Raw genomic sequence first — 21,552 nt, 5'->3', positions numbered from 1 at the left:
AGGGCCACCACCTGATGGAACCTACCACTTATACTACCTTAGAATCTGCTGCTGCGCTGGATTCACCGCAAAGCCCTGATTTTCATGCTTCTGATAGCTTGCGGGCGCGGTTTAACGCGGCCATTCCGGGCGGGGCGCATACCTATGCCAAAGGCGACGATCAGTTTCCGGAGCATATGGCACCGTACATCGTGCGGGGCGCTGGGTGCCGCATCTGGGATGCCGATGGCAATGAGTTTATTGAGTTCGGCGCCGGGTTGCGTTCCGTAACTCTGGGGCACGCCTACGAGCCGGTAATTTCGGCTGCGGCTCGTCAGATGGCACTGGGGTGCAATTTCGGCCGCCCGGCCGTGCTGGAGCTGGAAACCGCCGAGGAGTTCCTGGAGTTTACTAGGGCCGGCGATATGGTGAAGTTCACCAAAAACGGCTCCGACGCAACCAGCGCGGCCGTGAAGCTAGCCCGCGCCTACACCGGCCGGCCCCTGGTGGCCATCTGTCAGGATCATCCCTTTTTCTCAGTCGACGACTGGTTTATCGGCTCCACGCCCTTGCATGCTGGTATTCCGGATGCCATCAGGGACTTAACGGTGGGGTTTCGCTACAACAACCTAGCTAGCCTCGAGCAACTGTTGGCCCTGCACCCGGGGCAGGTAGCCTGCGTGCTGCTGGAAGTAGAGAAAGAAGTAGCTCCCGAGCCAGGGTTTCTGGAAGGGGTGCAGGCCCTGTGCCGCCGAGAAGGAGTTGTCCTGATCTTCGACGAAATTATCACCGGATTCCGCTGGCATAACCAAGGCGCCCAGGGCCTGTACGGCGTGCAACCTGATCTGAGCACGTTCGGGAAAGCGCTAGGCAACGGCTTCAGCATAGCAGCGCTGGCCGGCCGCCGGGAGCTGATGGAGCGCGGCGGCCTGGAGCACTCGCACGAGCGGGTATTTCTGCTTTCCACTACCTACGGGGCCGAAACCCACGCCTTGGCGGCGGCTAGGGCCGTCATGCAGGTATATCGCCAGGAGCCGGTAGTAGACCAGCTGTACGCCGTGGGGCGGCGGCTGGCAGCTGGGTTACAACAGTCGGCCCGGGAGCATGGCCTGAGCCAGCAGGTGCAGGCACTAGGCCAGCCCTGCTGCCTGATCTATACCACCCGCGATGCGCAGGGGCAGCACTCGGCGGCCTTACGCACCCTTTTTCTGCAGGAAACCATGCGGCGCGGGCTGCTTATGCCTTCCCTTATTGTGAACTACTCGCACACCGAAGAAGTGATTGACAACGTACTGGAGCGGTTGCACGAAGTACTGGGAGTGTACCGCAAGGCCCTGGATGAAGGCGTGGAGAAATACCTGCACAGCCGGCCGGTGCTGTCCGTGTATCGTCGGTTTAACTAACACACTAGCCCCCAATAACTACTAAAGCAGGAAGGCCACCATGTTTTATGGTGGCCTTCCTGCTTTAGTAGCTGTCTGACGCAGCCCGGTTTAAAACGATGACCGAAGCTTTGGTAGCAAGGGCGAGGAGAACGGAAGCGTCAGGCGTACCAGGCCGCTCAGCGCCAGGCGTACCGAAAGCCAGCGGGCAGGTATGGGCAGCTTCTGCAGAACCGGTAAGTGGAACAGCTGAAGAATGCGGTGGGCATCCTTGATGTCGCGGCGGCGCAAAGCTCGGTACGCGCCCGCCAGGATAAACTGGTGGAAAAAGCGAGCCTGCGCCATCCGCATTTCCGAATCGGTGAGAAGCTGGTGGCATTCCGCTTTCCGGAAAATGCGCAGCACCAGGTTAATATTCGTTTCGTTGAACATGCCCATGGTCAAGGCCCCGGCATGCACCGTGTAAGCAGCCGTAAACTCGGGCACCCGGTACAGACCGTAGCGCGCAAATACCCGCATCCAGATGTCCGTGTCATCAGTATCCTTCTGCTCTACATCAATGCCACCAACGGACAAGTAAGCTTCCCGGCTCACGGCAATGGCGGGCATTCTAACCAAGGAAGAATTGGAAAGCACTTGCTCAACGGCCTGCTTAGGCGCCAGATATTCTTCCCGCTTAGAGGCCTGCTCTTTAATCAGCTGCTCTTCGCCATCTACCACCTGTACATTAAACAGCACAGCATGATACAACTCACGCGTTTTGCGCAAGGCCCGCACAATGGTTTCCAGCCCGTTAGGCAGTAAGTAGTCATCATCATGCAGCATCAGGATGTAATGCCCCCGGGCCCGCTCCAGACAATGCGTCCAGTTGGTGCCAATGTTGCCGCCGGGTTCGTTCCGGAAGTAGCGCCATTGGCTGGCGGGCTGCTTATCCAGTACCTGCTTGGTTTTCTGCTCGCACAGGTCGTTATCGGTTGAGTTGTCGGATACGATAATCTCTACATCAGCTGGCAGCGCCCCGATTGAGGATAGCGCGCGGCCTAGCAGCTCAGGCCGGTGATAGGTAGGAACACAAATGCTAAGTACCAGATTGGGAAGCTCAGGACGCTCGGCCATTCGCTTCTCACCATGTTGTGGGCGGAGTGTTTCGACGGACATGGATGAGAGGAGGGGAAGGGTGAACAAATGCTAGGGAGTTATGCTGTCATGGGCATATACTATCAATAAGTTACACTAATTGTGGCTGAGGAGTGGCCCGCTGCCAGTCCGCGGACTGCAGCACTGCCGTAATGCCCTGCCGTAAGCCAATGGAATGGTGCCAGCCCAGCTTCTGCAGCTTGCTTACATCAAGCAACTTTCGAGGCGTACCGTCGGGCTTAGAAAAATCAAATAGTATCTCGCCGGCATAGCCGGTTAGCTCTGAAACCAGGTCGGCCAGCTCCTGAATACTGATGTCGCGGCCCGTGCCAATGTTCACCGGCTCGGCTTCGTTGTAGTGCAGCATCAGGTGCAGGCAGGCGTCGGCTAGGTCATCTACGTGCAGAAACTCCCGGCGTGGGGTGCCCGTGCCCCACACCGACACCCGCGGCAGGCCCAGAGCTACTCCTTCTGAAAACTTGCGCAGCAGGGCCGGCAGCACATGCGAGTTGGTTACATCGTAGTTATCACCGGGACCATACAGGTTGGTGGGCATGGCGGTGATGAAGTTGCAGCCATACTGCGCCCGGTAGGCTTCGCACAGCTTCAGGCCGGCAATTTTGGCAATGGCGTAGGGCTCGTTCGTGGCTTCCAGCGGGCCCGTCAGCAGGTATTCCTCCTTGATGGGTTGAGGCGCCAGGCGGGGGTAGATGCACGACGACCCCAAAAACAGCAGCTTCCGGACGGCAAAGCGCTGACTTTCCCGCAGCACATTGCTCTGAATCATTAGGTTATCGTAGAGGAAGTCGGCGCGGTAGGTGTTGTTGGCCACAATACCGCCTACTTTGGCCGCCGCCAGCAGCACATAATCAGGGCGTTCAAATGAGAAGAAATCCTCAACAGCGGCCTGGTCGCGCAGGTCAAGTTCCTGGGAGGTACGCGTAACGATATTCTGGTACCCCGCCTGTTGCAGGCGGCGCATGAGGGCGGAGCCTACCATCCCCCGATGGCCGGCCACATATATTTTAGCATTCAGTTCCATGAGAGGGCTTGGTCAGAGAGCAAGTGGAGAAACGGGAATTTTGGTATTGCAGGCGAAAGGAGAGAGGTTAATCCGTTCAGGGCCAGTTGCTAAATAGTGCAGGAGTAGTTTATTCGTCTTATTCGTCGTGATACATAATCTGGTGACCGGCTTCCAGGAGCACAGCGTCGCGGCGGAACAGGCGCAAATCGGCCTGCACCATGTCCTGCACCAAGGCAGGTAGGTCGTAGCGGGGTTCCCAGCCCAGTTCGGTCTTGGCCCGCGTTGGGTCCCCGATGAGCAGCTCTACCTCCGTGGGGCGGAAGTAAGCGGGATCAACGGCTACTACCTCCTGGCCAATGGCCAACTGATAATCGGGGTTGTGGCAGGCTACTACAAAGGCGGTTTCGGCGGCGCCATCACCGCTAAAGCCTACCTCAATGCCCAGCTCCGCAAACGCCAGGCGCACAAATTCCCTAACCGTGGTGGTTACGCCGGTAGCTACTACGTAGTCGCGAGGTGTGTCTTGCTGCAACATGCGCCACATGGCTTCCACGTAGTCCTTGGCATGGCCCCAGTCGCGCTTGGCGTCCAGGTTTCCTAGGTAGAGTTTGTCTTGCAACCCCAGGGCAATGCGCGCGGCCGCCCGGGTGATTTTGCGTGTCACGAAGGTTTCGCCCCGTTGCGGGCTTTCGTGGTTAAACAGGATGCCGTTGCAGGCATACATGCCGTAGGCTTCGCGGTAGTTTACCGTTATCCAGAAACCGTAGAGCTTGGCCACGGCATAAGGCGAGCGAGGATAAAACGGCGTGGTTTCGCGCTGGGGTACTTCCTGTACCAGGCCGTACAACTCGGAGGTGCTGGCCTGATAAATGCGCGTTTTGTGCATTAGGCCCAGAATGCGCACTGCCTCCAGCAGCCGCAATGTGCCAATGCCATCTACGTCGGCGGTGTATTCCGGCGTATCGAAGGACACCTTCACGTGGGACATAGCCCCAAGGTTGTATATCTCATCGGGCTGCACCTCCTGCACAATCCGGATGAGGTTAGTAGAGTCGGTTAGGTCGCCGAAGTGGAGCTTAAAGCGCACGTTGCGCTCGTGCGGATCTTGGTAAAGATGGTCAATGCGCTCGGTGTTGAACATCGACGAGCGGCGCTTTATTCCGTGAACTTCGTAGCCTTTGCTAAGTAATAATTCTGCCAAATAGGAGCCATCCTGGCCCGTGATGCCTGTAATGAGTGCGCGCTTCATGAGGAAGAAGTAAGAGTGTTACAACACAGAAGGTGCCGAAGGTTTATGTAGAACTTTAGCGACAAATTATTGTATTTTATTCCATGAATACAACACTATTTGTGAAAATAATTATTCTTTTTATTTAATCATGAAAACCGAACTTCTGCTAATGCGTTGCGTACTAGGGCGGCTTAAAACGAAAAAAGCCCAACTCATAGAATGAGCTGGGCTTTTAAGGTAAAGGAAGGCTAGTGCCCCCGTTAAGCAGAAGTTATTTTGCGACTGAACCAGATCTAGATCTGTTCAGTAGCGCTTCGGATCAAGGGTGGTGATTAGCCGAGCGTGGTCGAGTCGTTAGCGGTAGTCAGGCTGCTAGCCACTGCTTAGTTGCTGGCAGTCGTTATGGTATTGTGCTTCCATACTTCCACACCCGAGAGGTTGGGGTGGCCACCCGAGGTAGAGATGACGATGTTGCCATCCGTCACGTTTACCTGGAACGGACCCAGACGCTCCCAGTGGCCCGCTTGGCCGGTGTTGTAGCCTGAGCGCACGGTCTGGCCTTCTACCAAGATGTTGGTCGTTTCCGGGCCGTTATCTTCCCAGATGTAAGTGTAAACGCTGTAGGTGCCGTTAGCTACGTTCGAAAGCGTCGCACCTACTGTAGTACCACCCACTGCACGGCTGAGCATGCTGGCCCGCGTGGCATCGGTGGTAGGATTCAGGGCAACAGCGGCGTTGCTGAAGGCCATGCCAGTTACCTGTAGGTTTGGGGCGCCAGCCGAAGCTTCCCAAGCGTTGCCATCTAGCGTTAAGGCTGTGCCGTTGATGTTGATGCCCCGGAAGAAGGTAGCATTAGCCGGACCAGGGAACGAAGTTGAGGTAGTAGCTGCCGGGTTTACCGTTACGGCTACTGCTGCCGAAGTAGTCGTGGCACCTGCGTTATCCGTGGCACGGGCCGTGAGCGATACCGAGCCAGTGGCCGTAGGCGTCCAGCTTAGCTGGTAAGGTGCCGTTAGGTCTTCGCCTAGCTTAGTTGAGCCATTGAAGAACTCCACTTTCGTTACCGAGCCGTTAGCGTCAGCCGCCGTCGCCGTCAGGGCTAGGGCCGTGTTCACCGTTACCGAGGAGCTAGCTGCAGCCAGGCTTACCGTCGGGGCCTGGTTGGTAGTAGTAGTGGTGGTGTGTTTCCACACTTCCACACCCGAGAGGTTGGGGTGGCCGCCGGACGTAGCAATGACGATGTTGCCATCCGTCACGTTTACCTGGAACGGACCCAGACGCTCCCAGTGACCCGCTTGGCCCGTGTTGTAGCCCGAGCGCACAGTCTGGCCTTCAACCAAGATGTTGGTCGTCTCGGGCGCGTTGTCTTCCCAGATGTAGGTATAGACGCTGTAAGTGCCGTTAGCCACGTTCGAGAGCGTTGCACCGACCGTGCTACCGCCTACTGCACTGTTGAGCATGCTAGCGCGGGTAGCGTCCGTAGTGGGGTTCAGGGCAACAGCGGTGTTGCTGAAGTTCGTGCCAGTTACCTGTAGGTTTGGGGCGCCAGCCGAAGCTTCCCAAGCCTTGCCATCTAGCGTTAGGGCTGTGCCGTTGATGTTGATGCCCCGGAAGAAGGTAGCGTTAGCCGGACCAGGGAAGGAAGTCGGGCTAGTAGTAGTAGGCGTGGTTGAAGTAACCGAGGTCACCGTTACGGCTACTGCTGCCGAAGTAGTCGTGGCACCTGCGTTATCCGTGGCACGGGCCGTGAGCGATACCGAGCCAGTGGCCGTAGGCGTCCAGCTTAGCTCGTAAGGTGCCGCGAACTGTTCGCCCAGCTTGGTCGAGCCGTTGAAAAACTCCACTTTCGCTATTGAGCCGTTAGCATCGGCTGCCGTGGCCGTCAGGGCCAGAGCGGTGTTCACCGTTACCGAAGATTTAGCTGCTACTAAGCTTACCGTGGGGGCCTGGTTGGTCGTCGTGGTAGGGGTAGTAGTTGTGTTGGTGCCGCTAGCGCCAATAGTGATGCCGCTCTGCTTCAGCTTCTGCTGCCACAGCACAAACTCGTTGTCCTCCGTTGCCAGGGTAATGGGGTTTGGCAAGTGGTTGGTGCCGGTGCAGTTGCTGCAGTTACCAGTGCTCAGGTCATGGCGGTCAGGGAAGGGGATGTTGTAGCCCCACTTCACAAAACCGATGGTGTTGTTGCTTACCGAGTTGCCATAGTATACGCTAGAGGGCTGCTGGTAGGCATTGAAGATGGAAGTAGCCGCGTAGGTTGCGTTCAGGCGAGTGCCGTCGGGCAGCAGGCCGCTGGTTACCATGCGGTTGTTATAGAACTTGATGTCGTGGCCGGCTGCAATGTTCATTGCCGCGTTGCAAGTCGAAATGAACTGGTTCTCGAAGGCATTCAGGAACGCTACCGTGGTAGAAGCCGAAGAGCCGTCACCGTCGGTGGTGATACCCGTACCCGTAAACTTGGTTCCGTTGGCAGGGTAGGGGTAGGCGCCCTTTACAAAGTTGTTATGAACGCGGGCTGGGCTCTGCTGAGTGCCGCTTGAGTTATAGAAGTTGATGTTGTCTTCTACCAAGCTCTTGTTTGGCTCATTGATTACCTGGTTCCAGCTAATGTCAATGTTGCCCACGTTGCGTACTTGGTTCAGACCGCAGAACTGTACGTACTCGCCACCGCCATTGCGGAAGCGGCCGTCGATGTTCTTTACCTGGTTGTAGCGCACGGTCAGGGTGCCAGTAGCCGACCCATCGCCGCTCCACTGATAGGCAGCAATACCCGAGGTGTGCTCAAAGTAGTTGTTTTCAACCCGTACCGAGCGTCCGGAGTTAACCTCCAGGAAGCGGCCGTGGCGGCGGTTATCTACGCTTTGCTGAATGCCGTAGCCTTTGTTGCCGGTGATAACAAGGTTGCTACCACCGTTTTTTGCGTCAATCAGGTCGCCAGCGCCTACCAGAACACAGTTCTTAATGATAACGGGCTGGGTGGTTTGGATGCGAATACAAGGCGTGTTCGAATCGTTGCTGCGGAAGTTGCCAGTGTACGTACCGCCCTGGGTAATGGTAATAGGGGCAGAATACGTAATGTCGGTGGGGAATTGCCCCTGAGCCTGGCTGAAAGATGGAATTAGGTTGAGCAGGAACATCACTACTGCCGGAAGCGGCAGAAAGCGGGCGCCAGAGCGGTTGCGTGGAGTCATCAGGAAAAAATTTGGTCCGAGGGCTTTTTGCATTCTGTGAGCCATTAAAAAGAAAAAACTGTTTCGGAAAGTCAATTGTGAACATCCCGTAAGTCAATTCGCTCCTGGAGCTTGAATGAAATTAGTGCTATTGGCTGGTAAGCGTTTGGTTTTTATTGCCGGCAGTAGTACCGTTACTGTTTGAGCGGTGCACGTGGCGCCTGGCGCAGCTCAAACAACACCTCGAAGCTTTTGGTACTACCTGCCTTATAGTAGGCATTAAGCATTAAAAACGTGTGGCTAACCAGTTTATCCATCTTCACATTCCATTCTAAGCCACCAGAGACCTTGCCGGTCCGCTGAACGTTCGGTTCTTTCTTCGATCCAATCTGAAAGTCGTCAAACAAGACTATCAAGGGGATTTTAGAATAACCTGCTCAATGCTAAACTTTGAAAAGTGCTAGATTGATACCCGTTGTTCATTACAAATGTATAAAAATGATTGAAGATGCAACGAATGCTTGCAAATAACGCAATTGTACTATTATCATATTTTAATATCACTGGCAACAAAAAAACGGCTTGTCAGTAGCTGACAAGCCGTTTGTATAAAATTCGGGCATTTTAAAATTACCGTCGCTTGCTAGTCAGGCGGTTACTTCTGAAAAAAGTCGTTAAAACGCACTAGAACGAAGCGGAATTGATTGCGCCACGGGCCCTACAAAAACGCCATGCTCCTTTACCCGGGCCTGCCAGGCAGCCAGCTCCTGTTGCTCTTGCTGCAGCGTAATGGGGCCCGGCAAGTGCGTTGTGTTACTGCAATCAGCGCAATTGCCATTGCTTAGGTCGTGGCGGTCAGGGCCGGGCTCCTGGCGGCCCCAGCTCACAAACCCAATGGTGTTATCAGAAATCCGGTTTCCGAAGAAGACGGTAGTGGGTTTTTTGTAGCCGTTGAAGATGGAAGTGCCGGCATATGTGGCCCGTAGGCGTGTGCCATCAGCTAGCAGGCCGCTGGTTATCATGCGGTTGTGGTGAAATACGTTGTGGTGGCCTGCTGCAATATTCATGGCCGCGTTGCAGGTGCTTACCACGTAGTTCTGAAAGGCCTCCATATACGCCGTGGTAGTATGCGGAGAAGAGGCGTCGCCGTCGGCAGTAATGCCGGAGCCAGTGAACTTCTCCGCGGTGGCGGGCATCGGGTAGGCACCCTGAATGTAGTTGTGGTGCACGCGGAGGGCGCTGCGGGGCGTGCCCGATGAGTTATGGATGTTGATGTTGTCTTCTACCAGGCTGTTGTTTGGCTCATTCACTACCTTATTCCAGCCAATATCAATATGCTCGATGCCGTGCACCTCATTGAGCTGCAAAAAGCTGACGTGGGTGCCACCGCCATTGCGGTAGCGCCCATCAATGTTCTTGGCCTCGTTGTAGCGCACAGTTATGGTTTGGTCAGGGGTGCCGTTGCCGCTCCAGCGGTACACCAGTATTCCGGCTGTGTGTTCTAGGTAGTTGTTTTCGGCCAGCAGGCTTATGCCATCATTCATTTCCAGGAACCGGCCCCGGGCACGGTTGTCTAGGTTGGGTTGGGTGCCAAACCCCCGGCAGTTTCGCACCGTCAGGGAAGCAGAGCCAGCCCTAGCATCTATCAGGCGGCCCGGGCCGCGCAGCTCGCAGCCATCCAGCACAACAGGCTCCGTGGTCGCAATCCGGATGCAGGCCTTATGCGGGTCATTGCTTTCGTAGACGCCGGAATACGTGCCTCCTTTCTTGATTACCAGCACGGCATCCTGGCTCCCCAGTAGGGTAGTACACATGGTACTAGTGAGAAGCAGACCCAGGATACCGATAAGCTGCAGGATAGAAATAGGCATAGCGGATACGAAATAGAGCAGTATGGGCGGCGGTTGCGGCGGCCAGAGAGCCTAGTGCAGGAAATACCCTACCAGCCGGCGGGCATAGCCATTAAGCAAAAAATACGGCAGGTACGGGCGCGGACAGTTTTTGAGGCTGAAATGGGTGAAGTTGCGCAGGTTACCGCCGCCCCGTATCCCGAACAGGTGCAGGTAATAGCCACGCAGGCTACGCTGCCGGCGGGTGATTTCCTGCCCACTTTCCTCGGGGTAGGTGCTCAGGCGCGCATCGTAGTTGCAGTATACCGGGAAACCATGCCGGCGAGCTACGCTGGTGTAGTCGAAATCGGCGAGGTAGTGGGGCAGGCGTTTTTCATCAAACAAACCGATGGTATCCAGCACCACGCGCGGAATAAGTAAGCCGCGGCCCGGCAGGTAGGTAACCGGGTGCAGGCCTTGGCGCTGGTCGGAGGGTAGTGTTTCCAGCAGGTCGCGGCGGGTATTGGTGCGCCAGTCTAGGGTTTCGCCGCCGTACACGGGTTTACCTGTGTTTACATCCAGCTCCAGCGCGCCCAGCACCGCAGTAGGGTGGCGTTCTGCCGAGGCCAGCATCTGGGCCACAAAATCGGGGGCGGTAATCACATCGTTGTTAAGCGTCATGACGCGGGTAGCGCCTTCCGCCATGGCGCGCCGGATGCCCAGGTTTACCCCGGCCGTCCAGAACAGATTGCCGTCGCCCTCCTCAATCAGCACCTCCGGAAACTCGTCGCGCAGCATCTGGCCGGTGCCATCCGTCGAGCCATCGTCTACTACTACTATCTTAAAGTCGGGGGCGGTTTGCTGCCGCAACGACTCCAGACAGGCGCGGGTAAACTCTTTTCGATTGAAGACGGGAATAACGATGTAGAGCATGATGGTTTTCTTACTTGGCAGAATTCGAGGAAGCGCCCTAGGTGGCAAAACAGCCGAAACCGCTCGCCTACGCTACTGTAGACGAAGGTTTGGCGGCCCGCCTATGAGCGTGCAGGTTGTGGAGGCGCTCGGGCCTAGTAACGGCGGAGTGAAGCAGGGAGGAAACACGTTGCAGCAGCCGCTCACTGCGGGCCGACCAGGTTTGGGTGCGGGCAAACTCGTAGCCGGCCCGGCCCATATTTAGGCGTTCTTCGGGGTGGTTGTAGAGATACTCGACGGCCCGGGCCATGGCGTTGGCAGCTGCATCGGGAGTAGTAACGGGCACTTTAATGCCGGCAGCAGCCGGAATGAAATCATGCGCGCCCTGGTGGTCGAGGGTGATGATGGGCAGGCCGGTAGCCATGGCTTCGAGGAACTGGGAGGCAAAGGAGTCGCGCAGGCTACCGAACAGGAAGGCATCATGAGCTAGGAAAGCCTCCTTTACTTCCGTCCAGGGTACCGTGCCACGCCACGTCACGTTGTCAACCAGGCCGTAGCGCTCAATCCAGCCATTTACCTGGGGCCCTAACGGACCGTCGCCAATAATAGTAAGGTGAAACGGGATGCGAGTATCAACCCGAGAAAGCGCCTCCAGAGCTAGTACGAGCCCTTTGCGCGGAAAAAGCCGACCGAGCCACAGCAAACGCAGCACGGGCCCCGGCTCCCGCTGCGGAAAAGCAGCCGGAAAAAACGATTCCGGCAGGCCAGAGTCAACGAACATCTCGATTCGCTGGGCGCCAAGCTTTTTGGCCAAAGCCGCCGTTTCAGAGTTGCCGGCCAGCACAAGGGTAGCATGGCGTAGCGTTTGGCGCACGTTAGGGTCAAAGGTCATCAGCAGCCAACTGATGACGTTGCGCATGGTTTCCGTCTTAAACCAGTCCGGAATAAAGGAGCGGAATGCTACGGGCGCCTTCTGGGCGCCGCCTACTGGGCCAAAGATGAGCGGTTTGCCCAGGCGCCACATCCAGGAGCCCATTTGTAGGCTGCCGTAGGTGGCATGGTGCACATAATCAAACGATACATGCTGGCTGAGGGTGCGGGCCTGGCGCCAGGCTAGATACTGCCACACCAGGTAGTGCAGATACACCCCAAACTGCCACCTGTATAGGAACTGCACCCACGCCGGTACCGCTACATATATAAACTGCAGCTGCGCCGCCGGAAGCTCATGGCCGTGCTTGGCCACGAAATCTTCTACATCCGTCTTGCCCTCGGGGGTAGTGAGGCACCACACGTGGTGGCCGTGCAGGGCGGTTTGCCAAGTCCAGTGAAAGCCGCCTCCGGCTTCGCCGCCATTCACTGGGTTGCATGCGTATGCCGATATCAGGATGTTCATGCGAGTTGAGTGTTGGGCACGGGAGCAGCAGGAGCTGGTGCCGGTACCGGCCCCGACGAGGCCGGGCGGAAGCCGGTAACGAGGCGGCGCACCTTGGTGGTAATGCGCCCGAGCAGGAATTCCTGAAAGCGCCGGGTGTCCCGGCGCTGGTCAGCCAGCACAAATTCCGGATGACGGAGCGGAAACTTTATTTCGGTGGTAGGAATGCCAAAGTAGCTGTCCTGGGCATCCATGGTGTGGGTGCCGTGGTTGCCAAACCCAATGTTTTCAACCAGATGCACCGCCGGTACCACGGCCAGGCCCGAGTGGGCCACAATGGTGTAGTGCCACTGGTAGTCCCACACATCACAGGGCTGGGGCAGGCTCAGGATGCTCTCGAATTTGCTGAGGCGGTACTTGGTTTCAGCCCAGGAGCTAAACACCTTGTGGAGCTTGCCTTCCTCCAGCAACTGCTGATACCCGCTCAGGTTGAAATCGAACAGCTGCCAGGCCCGGCGCCAGGTAGCCCAGCCCCAGGAGTTGATCTGGTGCGAGAAATAGTAGGAGAGCGAGTCGGCGCTGAGCGGCTGCTGGGCCTCGCGGCCGAAGTTATTGCCTCCAATGTGCATCACGCGGGTATCGTGCCGGTAGCGGGCGAGCAGCTCCTGACAGAAGGGAAAAAACGACGCGGCCGGTACGCAGTCATCTTCCAGAATAATGCCCTCTTCCTCGTGGCTGAAAAACCAGTCGAGGGCCGTGGCTGGCCCCACGCCGCAGTTCAGGTTGGTGGTCCGGAACAGCGTGAACACCTCGCAGGGCCAGTCAATGCCAGCTACAATAGATCGGGCCGCCGCGCACTGGGCCTGGTCATCGGGGTGGGTGGTACGCGGGCCGTCGGCGGCGATGTAGAGCCGCGCCGGCTGGGCCTTGCGTACGGCCTCAAATACCTGCCGGGTGGTATCGGGGCGGTTGAAGATGAGCATGAGCACGGCCGTTTGTAGCGGTGCCTGGCTGACAGAGGATTCAGGAGACTGTAGCATACGCGGCGTTGGGGGCTTCAGGTGCGGGTTGCCCTACCCGGCTCGGTAAACCCGGTGCCGTAGGATAGGATAGAGGGTTAGGAGCGTCAGGAGGGGTAGTGTTCCAGTGCAGGGCAGGAGCAGCGCTTGGCACTACCAGCGGATAAGCCAAGGCCAGCGTCAGGCCCACCAGGCCGTAGAGGTAGGTTGGCCAGTCGTAAGAAACGCCGTAGAGCAGGGAGCTAATGGTAAAGCAAATGAAGGCCACGGTAACCGGGCTCATGAGCGTGGGTTGACGGATTCGTTTCCAGAGCTGCACGATGGGCACCGCCAGCACCAGCAACAGGCCTACTATCCCAAAGTAAAAGAGGCGGTCGAGGTAAAAGCTGTGGAAGTGGTGGCCGGTGCGGTCGGGCCAGATGGGGGCATTATCATCACCGTAAAACTGCACGGGCAGCTCAAACCCCTCGAGCCGCATGCCCAGCACCGGGTACTCCTCCACGTACGACTGGTAGGACTGGAACTGTTTCAGGCGCCAGCTGCCTGTGCCCTGCTTATCGGCGTTTTCAATGTCGCTTACGCTTTTTTCCAGTTTGCGCAGCACCTGCGGGTTATCGATTACCACGGCGGCGCCCCCTAGCAACCCTACAATCAGGGGCATCAGGAAAATGGGCAGAATACGATGCGTACTGAGCCGAACGCCTTCTACCCTGCCCAGCACCAGCAGCAGTATGTTCACGGCCAGGGCAAAGGCGGCGGTAAGCCACACAGTGCGGTGCTGCAGAAACACAATAAACGCCAGGATGGTGAAAAACAGCGCCAGCCGCAACAATCCGCCTTTATTCAGGTACTGGTTGAAATAATACAGCGCTGGCAGTAACAGCAGATACGCCGAGGTTACGTTAAACCCGCGCTCATTGTCCAGAAATGCCGATAGGCTGAGGGCATCCGGATGATAGACGGCTATGTTGATCAGCAGGCCTAGTAGCAACAGCACCATCAGGGAGCTGACCGGCAAAGGGTAGCGGCGGTAATACGCATAGGCGGCAAAAATGAGCAGCAGCACCAGCAGTTTGTTGAACACGTGCGGATACACCAGGTACGTGCCCCACTCGTTGTACGACTCCAAAACCAACGCGCCAATGGCTGCTACCACCACAAAAAGCCAGCGGCGCATTACTTTGCTTAGGCGCCGATAGAAGAGTGCGGTAAGTAGCATGGAAAACGCCGTAACCCCCAGAACAAATTGAATGATGAGCGGCGAATCAGGGTCTTCTACCACAAATTCGGTGAAGGCCGGGTCCGTTACCAGCATCAGCAGGATGGGGATAATATGCAGGAAGCGGAAGTTGATTTTCATAGCTCAAGGGCAGAAACAGAGGGTGCCACGGCCGCCGATGCCTCCAGGGCTGGTACCGGCTGGCAAACGGCTTCATACACCTCCCGGGTACGCCGGGCAGTATGCTGCCACGTGAAATCAAGCAGGCGCAACTGGCCTAAGCGCACCAAATCTTGGCGAAGAGCGGCGTCAGAAAGGACGCGCTCCAGCTGCTGCGCCAGTTCGGCGGGCTGGTTTAGTTCGAAATACAGAGCCGCCTCGTGGGCAATTTCTGGAAAGCACGAGGCATGGCTTAGTACCACCGGGCACTGCTGGCCGTAGGCTTCCAGAATAGGAAGTCCGAAGCCTTCGTACTCAGAGGGAAATACAAATACCTGTGCATCGCGGTACAACTTGTTTAGCTGCGCATCAGACACGGGGCCAAACTGATGGGCGCGGGTACTCAGGCCATGTTTCTGAAGTAGTTCCTTTTCAGAGGGGGTGAAGGCGCCGCCGCCGGCGCACACTAGGTGCAGATTTTGGGCTATAGCGGGTGAGAGCAAGGCCATGGCCTCTACCAGGCAGCTAAAGTTTTTGTACAGCGCCCGGCTGCCGGTAAACAGAATGTAGCGCTCCGGTACGGCCAGTTCTGGCCCGGCAGTGCTGTATTCCCGATCAGCATAGCCATGATAAATGACCGATACCTTCTCGGGTGCTACCGGCAGCAGGCGCAGCACATCGGCACGGGTGTGCTCCGATATGGTAATGATGTGGTTGGCGCGCTTGGCAATCCGCTCCAGAATGGAATGGTCGCGGGTAGGATAGTACTGCGGAAACAGCGCCTGAATCATATCATGAATGGTGATAACCAGGGGCTTGTCTTCGAGCAGATCCAGGAAATAGTCGCTATCTGTGAGGGTCGGATGAAACACATCAAACTTGCCCCGCTGCAGCGCCTGTACTGAAGCCCGCCGGTTGAAATACCGCATGACGCGCCACCGGCCCGGCAGCGGAATGTTGGGCAGAAAGGTGCTGTGGCTGGAATGCTGCCGGTCGCGCAGGTACAGATTGTTGCTGAGCGCCACGGCCAGCTCCGTTTGCCAGTTGGCGTGGGAAAGCAGCTCGTGGTGGTAGCGCGATACGCCTCCGAAATCCTGCAGCGTAAACGCCTGATGGTCGTAGAGAACACGCATAGCTATACCAGTTCAGTTTCAGGATCAGGCAGCAACGACGCCCGTGGCTGCAGCTTACTAGCTCGGTTTACCTCAGCAACCGCTGCCGCACCGGCAAGTATTTCGCCATCTAGGCGGGCTAGGCGCGCCGAGAACATGCTCAGTAGCTCATGCAGGCGCCCAGTGGCAAAGCTGCCTTCGTGCAAGCGCCCCAGCAGGCGGCGCAATACGCTGCGCAGGCGAGCCGGCGGTGCTCCAATGGCCAGGGCCAGTACCAGCACCGCGCCGGCCGCTATTTCCGCCATCAACAGCACAAACGAAGGCACGGCCTCAGTGGGCACCAAGAAGCGCAGGCCGGCAATACCAGCGGCCACCACGGTTCCGGCCAAAATCCCCGGCACATAAGAGCCCAGTACATCGGCCACAGTTACGGCCAGTACCTGGCGCATCAACAGCAGGTACAGCACCGTCCGGATAACCTCCCCGATAACCACGGCCCAGGCCACGCCTAGCAGGCCGTAGCGGCTTAACCCAAAAAAGAGGCCGGTTAGCAGCACGGTGTAGCCTAGGTTAAGCCAGAGCTTGGGCGTGAGCGTAGCCGTGGCATCGCACACCACGCCGGCAAACATCGTAACCATGCTCAGGCTAAACGCAGCGCATACAATCTGCAGGATGGGAACGGCTGCCACCCAACTGGGGCCTAACATTACCTGCACAATCTCGGGCGCTGCTACTGCTGCCCCGGCACAAATAGGAATTACTAGGGCCGCAATGAGGGTAATGCTGCTCAAATACACAGATTTAAGGCGCGGCAAGTCAGACTGAACCTGGCTGAAAGACGGGAACACTACCCGCGAAACACTGGTAGTAAGCATGTACACGGGCAAGCCAATCAGCATCCAGCCGCGGCTGTAAATCCCTAGGGCTGCTGCCCCGAGCAACCGGCCAATCAGGAGTGTATCGAGGGAGCCGGTTACAAACTCCAGAAAGCTGATAGCCGACATCCGGCTGCCATAAGCCACCAGCGGCCGATACGTTTCCCAATCAAACAGCAACCGGACATCATGCCGGACGGCGCCGTAGCTCAGAATGGTAAGCAACACGCCATGGCCCAGGGTAGCCGCTACTAGGCTCCAGACGCCAAACCCCTGAAACGCCAGCCCAATGCCAAACACGCCGTAGCTGACTACAAATGACACTATCTCCATGATAGCCAGGGCCCGGAACTGCATCCGGCGGCGCAGCAGGCTTAGCGCCGTAGCATTAAACCCCGTGAGCAGAAGCCCAATGGCCAAAGTGCGGACCACGGGCACTACCTCCGGCTGCCGCACAATGCTGGCGGCCAGCGGGGCACCCAACGCCAGAATACCGGCAAACAGAATGCCTAGGGCCACGGAAGAGGTAAAGGCCGCCCGAATATCGGCGCGGGTGATTTCAGGCTTCTGAATGATGGCCTGCTCCATGCCCATCTGGGCGAAATAGCCACCAAACCGAAGGATAACACCCGCCAAGGCTACTAGCCCAAATGCTGCCGGACTCAGCAGCCGCGCCATGGTGGCCGTGTAGCCGATCTGTAGAAGAGAGGTAGTTATAGTAGCAGTAGTGGTCCATTTAACGCCATTAACGGCGGCGGTGGTCAAATTCGAAGGAGAAGATGCCATAAGGCGTCCGGAAAGAAAGGAGTGAGAGCAGGCGAGAGAGCAAGGACGGGAACCTTCGGGTTGGCTGCCAGCGGTTCCGGCAGCCAACCGGGGACTTTACTAAGTAGGGAAGGGTAGCGCTTAAGGCGGCGCTAGTAACCGTAGGTATAGGCTTTTTCCTTGTAGCGGTATTCGTAGGTTTTAGTGAAGTGCACGTCGTTGATAATCATGTAGAGCTGCTTCACCTTTTGGTCGCGGTGCAGCTCATTAATGTGACTGATCAGGCCTTTATCGGTATAGTTCTGGCGCACCACATAAATGTTGGCATCGAGGTGGCGAACCAGCATAAAGAACTCGGCTACATAGCCGGTAGGCGGCGTATCGACGATGATATAGTCATATTGGTCGCGCAGGCTGCTAATGAGCTCATCCATACGCTTGCTTTCGAGCAGCTCCGTGGGGTTGGGCGGAATCGGGCCGCAGCACATAGCGTCCAGGTTGCGCACCCCAGTTTGGTGAATGCATTCTTCCACCGAGCTCAAATCCATGAGGTAGCTGCTCAGGCCATGCTCAGCGCAGGCTGCCTCCAGCTGGAAATACGAGGCCATAGTGGGGCGGCGCAGGTCGCATTCAATCAGGAGCACTTTGCGGCCGCTCTGGGCCATTTCCGCTGCCAAATTCACGGCGCAGAAGCTCTTGCCTTCCCCCGGAATAGAGGAGGTCACTCCAATCACTTTCTTATCGAGGCCCGCCGACAGGTACTGCAGGTTCACCCGGATAGAGCGGAACGACTCGGCAATAGGGCCTTTAGGGTCGCGGAGCATGTTCTCTTTGTCCAGCTTCGTGCCGTGGGCCACCACACCCAGCATAGGAATAGTGGTGATGCGCGAAAGATCTTCCTTGCTCTGGATGCGGCGGTTCGCTTTGTCCAGGAACACCGAGACCCCCACCGGAATAGCCAACCCTGCAATCAGGGCAATGAGGGCCACTACGCCGGGCTTCGGAGCCGTGGCCGAGTCGCCTACCATAGAGGCTACGTCAACTACTTTCTTGTCGGTGGCGTTGGTAGCTAGCGCAATGGCGGCTTCGGCCCGCTTCTCAATCAGAAACTGGTAGTTCTTGTCGTTAAAATCGGTTTTGCTTTTCAGCGTAGCCAACTGACGCTCATTTTCCGGCATCTGGCTCATGTTGCCGCGTACCTGGCTTAGTTGCGAATCCAAGTCGCGCAGGGCAATATCAGCGGCCCGGCTCATGTTGGTAAGCGTCTGCATCAACGATTCCTTGGCGGCCTTAATGCGCTCATCGAGCAGGGTTACCATGGGGTTATCGGTGCTGGCGTTCAGGCCTAGCACGGCCCGCTGGCTGTTCAGGTCGGCCAGCTGAATAATCAGGTTATTCACTACCGGGTCCTCAATGCCTACGCTGCTCGGCGACACTACCTGCGAAGCGCCCCGATTGGCCTTCACGTAGTTCAGCATGTTCTGGTAGTACTTGCGGTTGGTTGCCACTTTGGCCCGCAGCATCTGGAGCTCGCCTTGCTGCTGAATGCCGCGCGCCGACTGAGCTTCTACATCTACTACCCCCCGTGAGGCGCGGAACGAGCTCAGGGCTGCCGTTGACTTGCGCAGAGAATCAGAGAGGTGCCCGATTTCCTTGTCCAGAAAAGCTACCGTTTTCTGGCCCGTTATATTCTTTTCGCGCAGGTCAGCCTCCACGTAAACCCGCATAAGAGTATCCAGAAACTGGATTTCCTTTTCAGGAACTGGCCCTTTAGACGTTAGCTCCACCACCCGCGACTCCTGGTCGATGGGGCGCACCTGTAGGTGCTGCTGGTACTCACCGCGCAGGCTGGCTGGGTCCTGCAGCGTTACGTAAAACTTGCCTTGGCCGGGCTCGGCCGGAAAGTTGGGTTCAGGTTGAATAACGGCCGTGAGCAGGGGCGTGCGCAGTGTGTCGCCGGCCTGCACCGTTTCGTTGATGTGCGGATTCAGCACTTCCCGAATAAACGTGCCGTCGGCCAGGCTATAGAGCGAGCCCTTTTCGGCATCGGCCTGCACCTGGTAGCGCCCGTTGGGCAGCGGCTGTACATAAATTTGCACGCCAGTCAGTTGCGGAGCCGAGGCAACAGGGGTAAGGCGGAAGGGCGTCGAGCCCAGGGGCATTTCCCGGACCTGCAATTCTTTAAATGTGTTCAGCCACGTATCGGGGGCCGAGTAATAGGATACAGTGAAGGGCAGACGCGCCAGGGCTCGCTGCACCATGTCGTCCGAGGTCAGCAAGGCAACTTCGTCTTCCATCTTGGTGCCTTGCTCCTTTACTTCCAAAATTTTGAGCAGCTCCTGCGCTTGCTTGGACCCCGTGCCCTGGTCGCCGAGGAGCATGGTAGACCGGAACGCGTACACGGGCTGCTTCACCCGCAGATACAGGAATGCACCTATGCCGGCAATAAGCAACGATACCAGAAACAGCGGCCACCGGTTGCGCAACCGAAAAAACAGCTCGTGTAGGTCAATTTCATCGGTGGGTGTGTGCGGACGTGATTCCATTCCGATACGTGTTTAGAGAGGATGTAAGGAAGAGGCGCAGTAAGGCAGGCGAAGCCGGAAGACTAGAAAGCCTTCAGATAACTTAAGATGAGAGCCAGGGCCGAGATGCCGGAGAACACCAGGCCTAGATTATTCGCATTACCCCGGTCAGTGCGGGCCTTCATTGGCTCCACATACAGGGCATCGTTGGGCAGGAGGTAGAAATAGGGCGAGGATAGCAGGGCCGGGTCTGTGAGATTCACCAGGATGGTTTCAGAACCCTTGGACGTTTGGCGGATAAGCTTCACGTTCTGGCGGTTACCAAATTCCGTCAGGTCGCCGGCCAGGCCTAGGCCTTCCAGTATGGTGCACTGGGCATTATACACGAAGTAACGTCCCGGATTACGCACCTCTCCTAAAATTGTTACTTTAAAGGAAAGAAGTTTAACTAAAACGTTAGCGTCGCGCACTAGCCGGCCTACTGCCTGCTGCACCGAAGCCTGGGCTTCTTCCACGGTTAGGCCCTGGAGCTTGAGCCGGCCGGTAGTGGGCAGGTTGATAGTGCCCGCCTCATCAACAGAGTAGCCGGTCAGGAACAGGTTGCCTGGGTCGCCATTAAAGATAGAGCGGCCTTCCATGGTGTTGAAAATGTCATTAAGCTGCGGCTGAATGCTTTGCACCCGAATGCTGAGCACGTCACCGGGCTGTATGCGGTACGCATTGCGCGCATTATCCACGACTACAGGTGTGCGCGTATTATAGCTTCGGCCTTGGAGGTAGGGTAGGTTTTTCTGCGATACGCAGCCAGTAACAAGGGTTAAAACAAGCGGTAACAACAAAAAGGTACGGCCGAGACGGCGGCAGAGAGCAGACAGCATATAGCGGAAAGGAGAGAAGTGGCTGGGAGAAGGCAACTACTGAAAAAGAGCAGTGAAATGTGATGTGGCTACATTGGTAGTAATATTGAAGATTTCCATAAACGTATTGGATTGAAACTGCAATGTCAAGAACTATTTAAATTATTTCCATAATTATTTGTATTGATAACAGGAATAGCTTTTTGCAACCCTCCATTGCTTTGCACGGTTGTGCTTACAGAGTCCGCCGCCAAGCCCCTACCTTGGCAGTGTAAATCCGCTTAAAGTCATTCCATGAAAATTCTGTTGGTTGAAGACGAACCGAAAGTGGCCGCTTTCCTGCATCAGGGGCTAACGGAGCAGCACTATACCGTTGATCTGGCGGCCGATGGCCTGCTAGGCCTGCGCCTGGCCCAAGCCGGCGGCTATGATTTGCTGATTCTGGATACACTGCTGCCGGGCCTGAGCGGGCTGGAAGTATGCCGCCAGGTGCGCGCCCAGGATACCAGCGTGCCCATCCTGATGCTCACGGCCCTCGGTGAAACCGACGATAAAATTCGTGGGCTTGATGCCGGCGCCGATGATTATCTGGTGAAGCCCTTTGCCTTTAAGGAGCTGTTGGCCCGCATTCGGGCGCTAGCCCGCCGCCGGCACGAAAGCCCCACGGCCAACTCGGTGCTGAAGCTGGCCGACCTAACCCTGGACCCGGTGCGGAAGGTAGTGCAACGCGCAGGCCAACTGGTGCAGCTCACGGCCCGCGAGTTTGCCCTGCTCGAGTACCTGCTGCGCAACCAAAACCGGGTAGTATCGCGCGTAGATATTCTGGAGCACGTTTGGGAAACGTCCTTCGATACGGGCTCTAATGTTATTGATGTGTACATCAACTTCCTGCGCAAAAAGCTCGACAAGGATTTCACGCCCAAGCTGATTCATACGCTGGTGGGTATGGGCTACGTCATGAAAGAGGAGTAAGGCGGTTTCAGCC

The 21,552-nt window shown here is 56.9% G+C and carries 16 protein-coding genes; 2 read left to right on the top strand and 14 right to left on the bottom strand.

Annotation, left to right across the window (positions count from 1 at the left end; translation table 11 throughout):
• The first annotated feature begins 14 nt into the window (after positions 1 to 14).
• Positions 15 to 1,382: a PLP-dependent aminotransferase family protein gene (locus tag ACYVHC_RS14875; RefSeq protein WP_460614556.1), complete on the top strand. Its 1,368-nt coding sequence runs from the start codon at positions 15 to 17 to the stop codon at positions 1,380 to 1,382.
• A gap of 90 nt (positions 1,383 to 1,472) precedes the next feature.
• Here ACYVHC_RS14875 and ACYVHC_RS14870 read toward each other — a convergent pair whose 3' ends face one another.
• From ACYVHC_RS14870 to ACYVHC_RS14805, 14 genes are all read right to left on the bottom strand, one after another.
• A complete protein-coding gene (locus ACYVHC_RS14870) occupies positions 1,473 to 2,519 on the bottom strand; it encodes a glycosyltransferase family 2 protein (RefSeq protein WP_460614555.1) in 1,047 nt (348 codons plus the stop codon).
• A gap of 70 nt (positions 2,520 to 2,589) precedes the next feature.
• Positions 2,590 to 3,540: a GDP-L-fucose synthase family protein gene (locus ACYVHC_RS14865; RefSeq protein ID WP_460614554.1), complete on the bottom strand. Its 951-nt coding sequence runs from the start codon at positions 3,538 to 3,540 to the stop codon at positions 2,590 to 2,592.
• A 118-nt stretch (positions 3,541 to 3,658) separates the two neighbouring features.
• Positions 3,659 to 4,771, bottom strand: a complete 1,113-nt coding sequence (gene gmd, locus ACYVHC_RS14860; RefSeq protein ID WP_460614553.1) for a GDP-mannose 4,6-dehydratase — start codon at positions 4,769 to 4,771, stop codon at positions 3,659 to 3,661.
• Positions 4,772 to 5,136: 365 nt separating this feature from the next.
• Complete coding sequence (locus ACYVHC_RS14855; RefSeq protein WP_460614552.1) at positions 5,137 to 7,941, bottom strand: Ig-like domain-containing protein; 2,805 nt, start codon at positions 7,939 to 7,941, stop codon at positions 5,137 to 5,139.
• A gap of 173 nt (positions 7,942 to 8,114) precedes the next feature.
• The gene (locus ACYVHC_RS14850; RefSeq protein ID WP_460614551.1) at positions 8,115 to 8,327 is read right to left on the bottom strand and encodes a hypothetical protein; all 213 of its coding nucleotides are present in this window, start codon (positions 8,325 to 8,327) and stop codon (positions 8,115 to 8,117) included.
• A 267-nt stretch (positions 8,328 to 8,594) separates the two neighbouring features.
• Entirely contained in the window at positions 8,595 to 9,791 is a 1,197-nt protein-coding gene (locus tag ACYVHC_RS14845; RefSeq protein ID WP_460614550.1) for a hypothetical protein, read from the bottom strand.
• 51 nt (positions 9,792 to 9,842) lie between these two features.
• A complete protein-coding gene (locus ACYVHC_RS14840; RefSeq protein ID WP_460614549.1) occupies positions 9,843 to 10,682 on the bottom strand; it encodes a glycosyltransferase family 2 protein in 840 nt (279 codons plus the stop codon).
• Positions 10,683 to 10,749: 67 nt separating this feature from the next.
• Entirely contained in the window at positions 10,750 to 12,057 is a 1,308-nt protein-coding gene (locus ACYVHC_RS14835; RefSeq protein WP_460614548.1) for a glycosyltransferase family 4 protein, read from the bottom strand.
• Positions 12,054 to 13,076, bottom strand: coding sequence for a nucleotide-diphospho-sugar transferase (locus ACYVHC_RS14830; RefSeq protein ID WP_460614547.1), 1,023 nt, complete (start codon positions 13,074 to 13,076; stop codon positions 12,054 to 12,056). The genes ACYVHC_RS14835 and ACYVHC_RS14830 overlap by 4 nt, the downstream gene beginning before the upstream one ends.
• On the bottom strand, positions 13,060 to 14,415 hold the full coding sequence (locus ACYVHC_RS14825) for an O-antigen ligase family protein (protein ID WP_460614546.1): 1,356 nt from the start codon (positions 14,413 to 14,415) through the stop codon (positions 13,060 to 13,062). Before ACYVHC_RS14825 ends, ACYVHC_RS14830 begins: the two co-directional genes overlap by 17 nt.
• Positions 14,412 to 15,566: a glycosyltransferase family 4 protein gene (locus tag ACYVHC_RS14820; protein ID WP_460614545.1), complete on the bottom strand. Its 1,155-nt coding sequence runs from the start codon at positions 15,564 to 15,566 to the stop codon at positions 14,412 to 14,414. The genes ACYVHC_RS14825 and ACYVHC_RS14820 overlap by 4 nt, the downstream gene beginning before the upstream one ends.
• Positions 15,567 to 15,568: 2 nt before the next feature.
• A complete protein-coding gene (locus ACYVHC_RS14815; protein WP_460614544.1) occupies positions 15,569 to 17,206 on the bottom strand; it encodes a lipopolysaccharide biosynthesis protein in 1,638 nt (545 codons plus the stop codon).
• A gap of 131 nt (positions 17,207 to 17,337) precedes the next feature.
• Positions 17,338 to 19,731, bottom strand: a complete 2,394-nt coding sequence (locus tag ACYVHC_RS14810; RefSeq protein WP_460614543.1) for a polysaccharide biosynthesis tyrosine autokinase — start codon at positions 19,729 to 19,731, stop codon at positions 17,338 to 17,340.
• 62 nt (positions 19,732 to 19,793) lie between these two features.
• Positions 19,794 to 20,447 carry a polysaccharide biosynthesis/export family protein gene (locus tag ACYVHC_RS14805; protein WP_460614542.1) on the bottom strand — a complete coding sequence of 218 codons (654 nt, stop codon included), beginning with the start codon at positions 20,445 to 20,447 and terminating at the stop codon, positions 19,794 to 19,796.
• Positions 20,448 to 20,861: 414 nt separating this feature from the next.
• Here ACYVHC_RS14805 and ACYVHC_RS14800 point away from each other — a divergent pair, with 414 nt between their 5' ends.
• The gene (locus ACYVHC_RS14800) at positions 20,862 to 21,539 is read left to right on the top strand and encodes a response regulator transcription factor (RefSeq protein WP_460614541.1); all 678 of its coding nucleotides are present in this window, start codon (positions 20,862 to 20,864) and stop codon (positions 21,537 to 21,539) included.
• Positions 21,540 to 21,552: the final 13 nt, after the last annotated feature.

Source organism: Hymenobacter seoulensis (assembly GCF_054780535.1).
Note: the sequence above shows the minus strand (reverse complement) of the source record. Positions and strands in the feature narration are given on the sequence as shown.

Bases quoted from the DNA above. Each gene is read 5' to 3' on its own strand.
- ACYVHC_RS14820 (WP_460614545.1), bottom strand. From the start codon at position 15,566: ATGCGTGTTCTCTACGACCATCAGGCGTTTACGCTGCAGGATTTCGGA.
- ACYVHC_RS14875 (WP_460614556.1), top strand. From the start codon at position 15: ATGGAACCTACCACTTATACTACCTTAGAATCTGCTGCTGCGCTGGAT.
- ACYVHC_RS14830 (WP_460614547.1), bottom strand. From the start codon at position 13,076: ATGCTACAGTCTCCTGAATCCTCTGTCAGCCAGGCACCGCTACAAACG.
- ACYVHC_RS14835 (WP_460614548.1), bottom strand. From the start codon at position 12,057: ATGAACATCCTGATATCGGCATACGCATGCAACCCAGTGAATGGCGGC.
- ACYVHC_RS14825 (WP_460614546.1), bottom strand. From the start codon at position 14,415: ATGAAAATCAACTTCCGCTTCCTGCATATTATCCCCATCCTGCTGATG.
- ACYVHC_RS14800 (WP_460614541.1), top strand. From the start codon at position 20,862: ATGAAAATTCTGTTGGTTGAAGACGAACCGAAAGTGGCCGCTTTCCTG.
- ACYVHC_RS14865 (WP_460614554.1), bottom strand. From the start codon at position 3,540: ATGGAACTGAATGCTAAAATATATGTGGCCGGCCATCGGGGGATGGTA.
- gmd (WP_460614553.1), bottom strand. From the start codon at position 4,771: ATGAAGCGCGCACTCATTACAGGCATCACGGGCCAGGATGGCTCCTAT.
- ACYVHC_RS14855 (WP_460614552.1), bottom strand. From the start codon at position 7,941: ATGACTCCACGCAACCGCTCTGGCGCCCGCTTTCTGCCGCTTCCGGCA.
- ACYVHC_RS14845 (WP_460614550.1), bottom strand. From the start codon at position 9,791: ATGCCTATTTCTATCCTGCAGCTTATCGGTATCCTGGGTCTGCTTCTC.
- ACYVHC_RS14870 (WP_460614555.1), bottom strand. From the start codon at position 2,519: ATGTCCGTCGAAACACTCCGCCCACAACATGGTGAGAAGCGAATGGCC.
- ACYVHC_RS14810 (WP_460614543.1), bottom strand. From the start codon at position 19,731: ATGGAATCACGTCCGCACACACCCACCGATGAAATTGACCTACACGAG.
- ACYVHC_RS14840 (WP_460614549.1), bottom strand. From the start codon at position 10,682: ATGCTCTACATCGTTATTCCCGTCTTCAATCGAAAAGAGTTTACCCGC.
- ACYVHC_RS14815 (WP_460614544.1), bottom strand. From the start codon at position 17,206: ATGGCATCTTCTCCTTCGAATTTGACCACCGCCGCCGTTAATGGCGTT.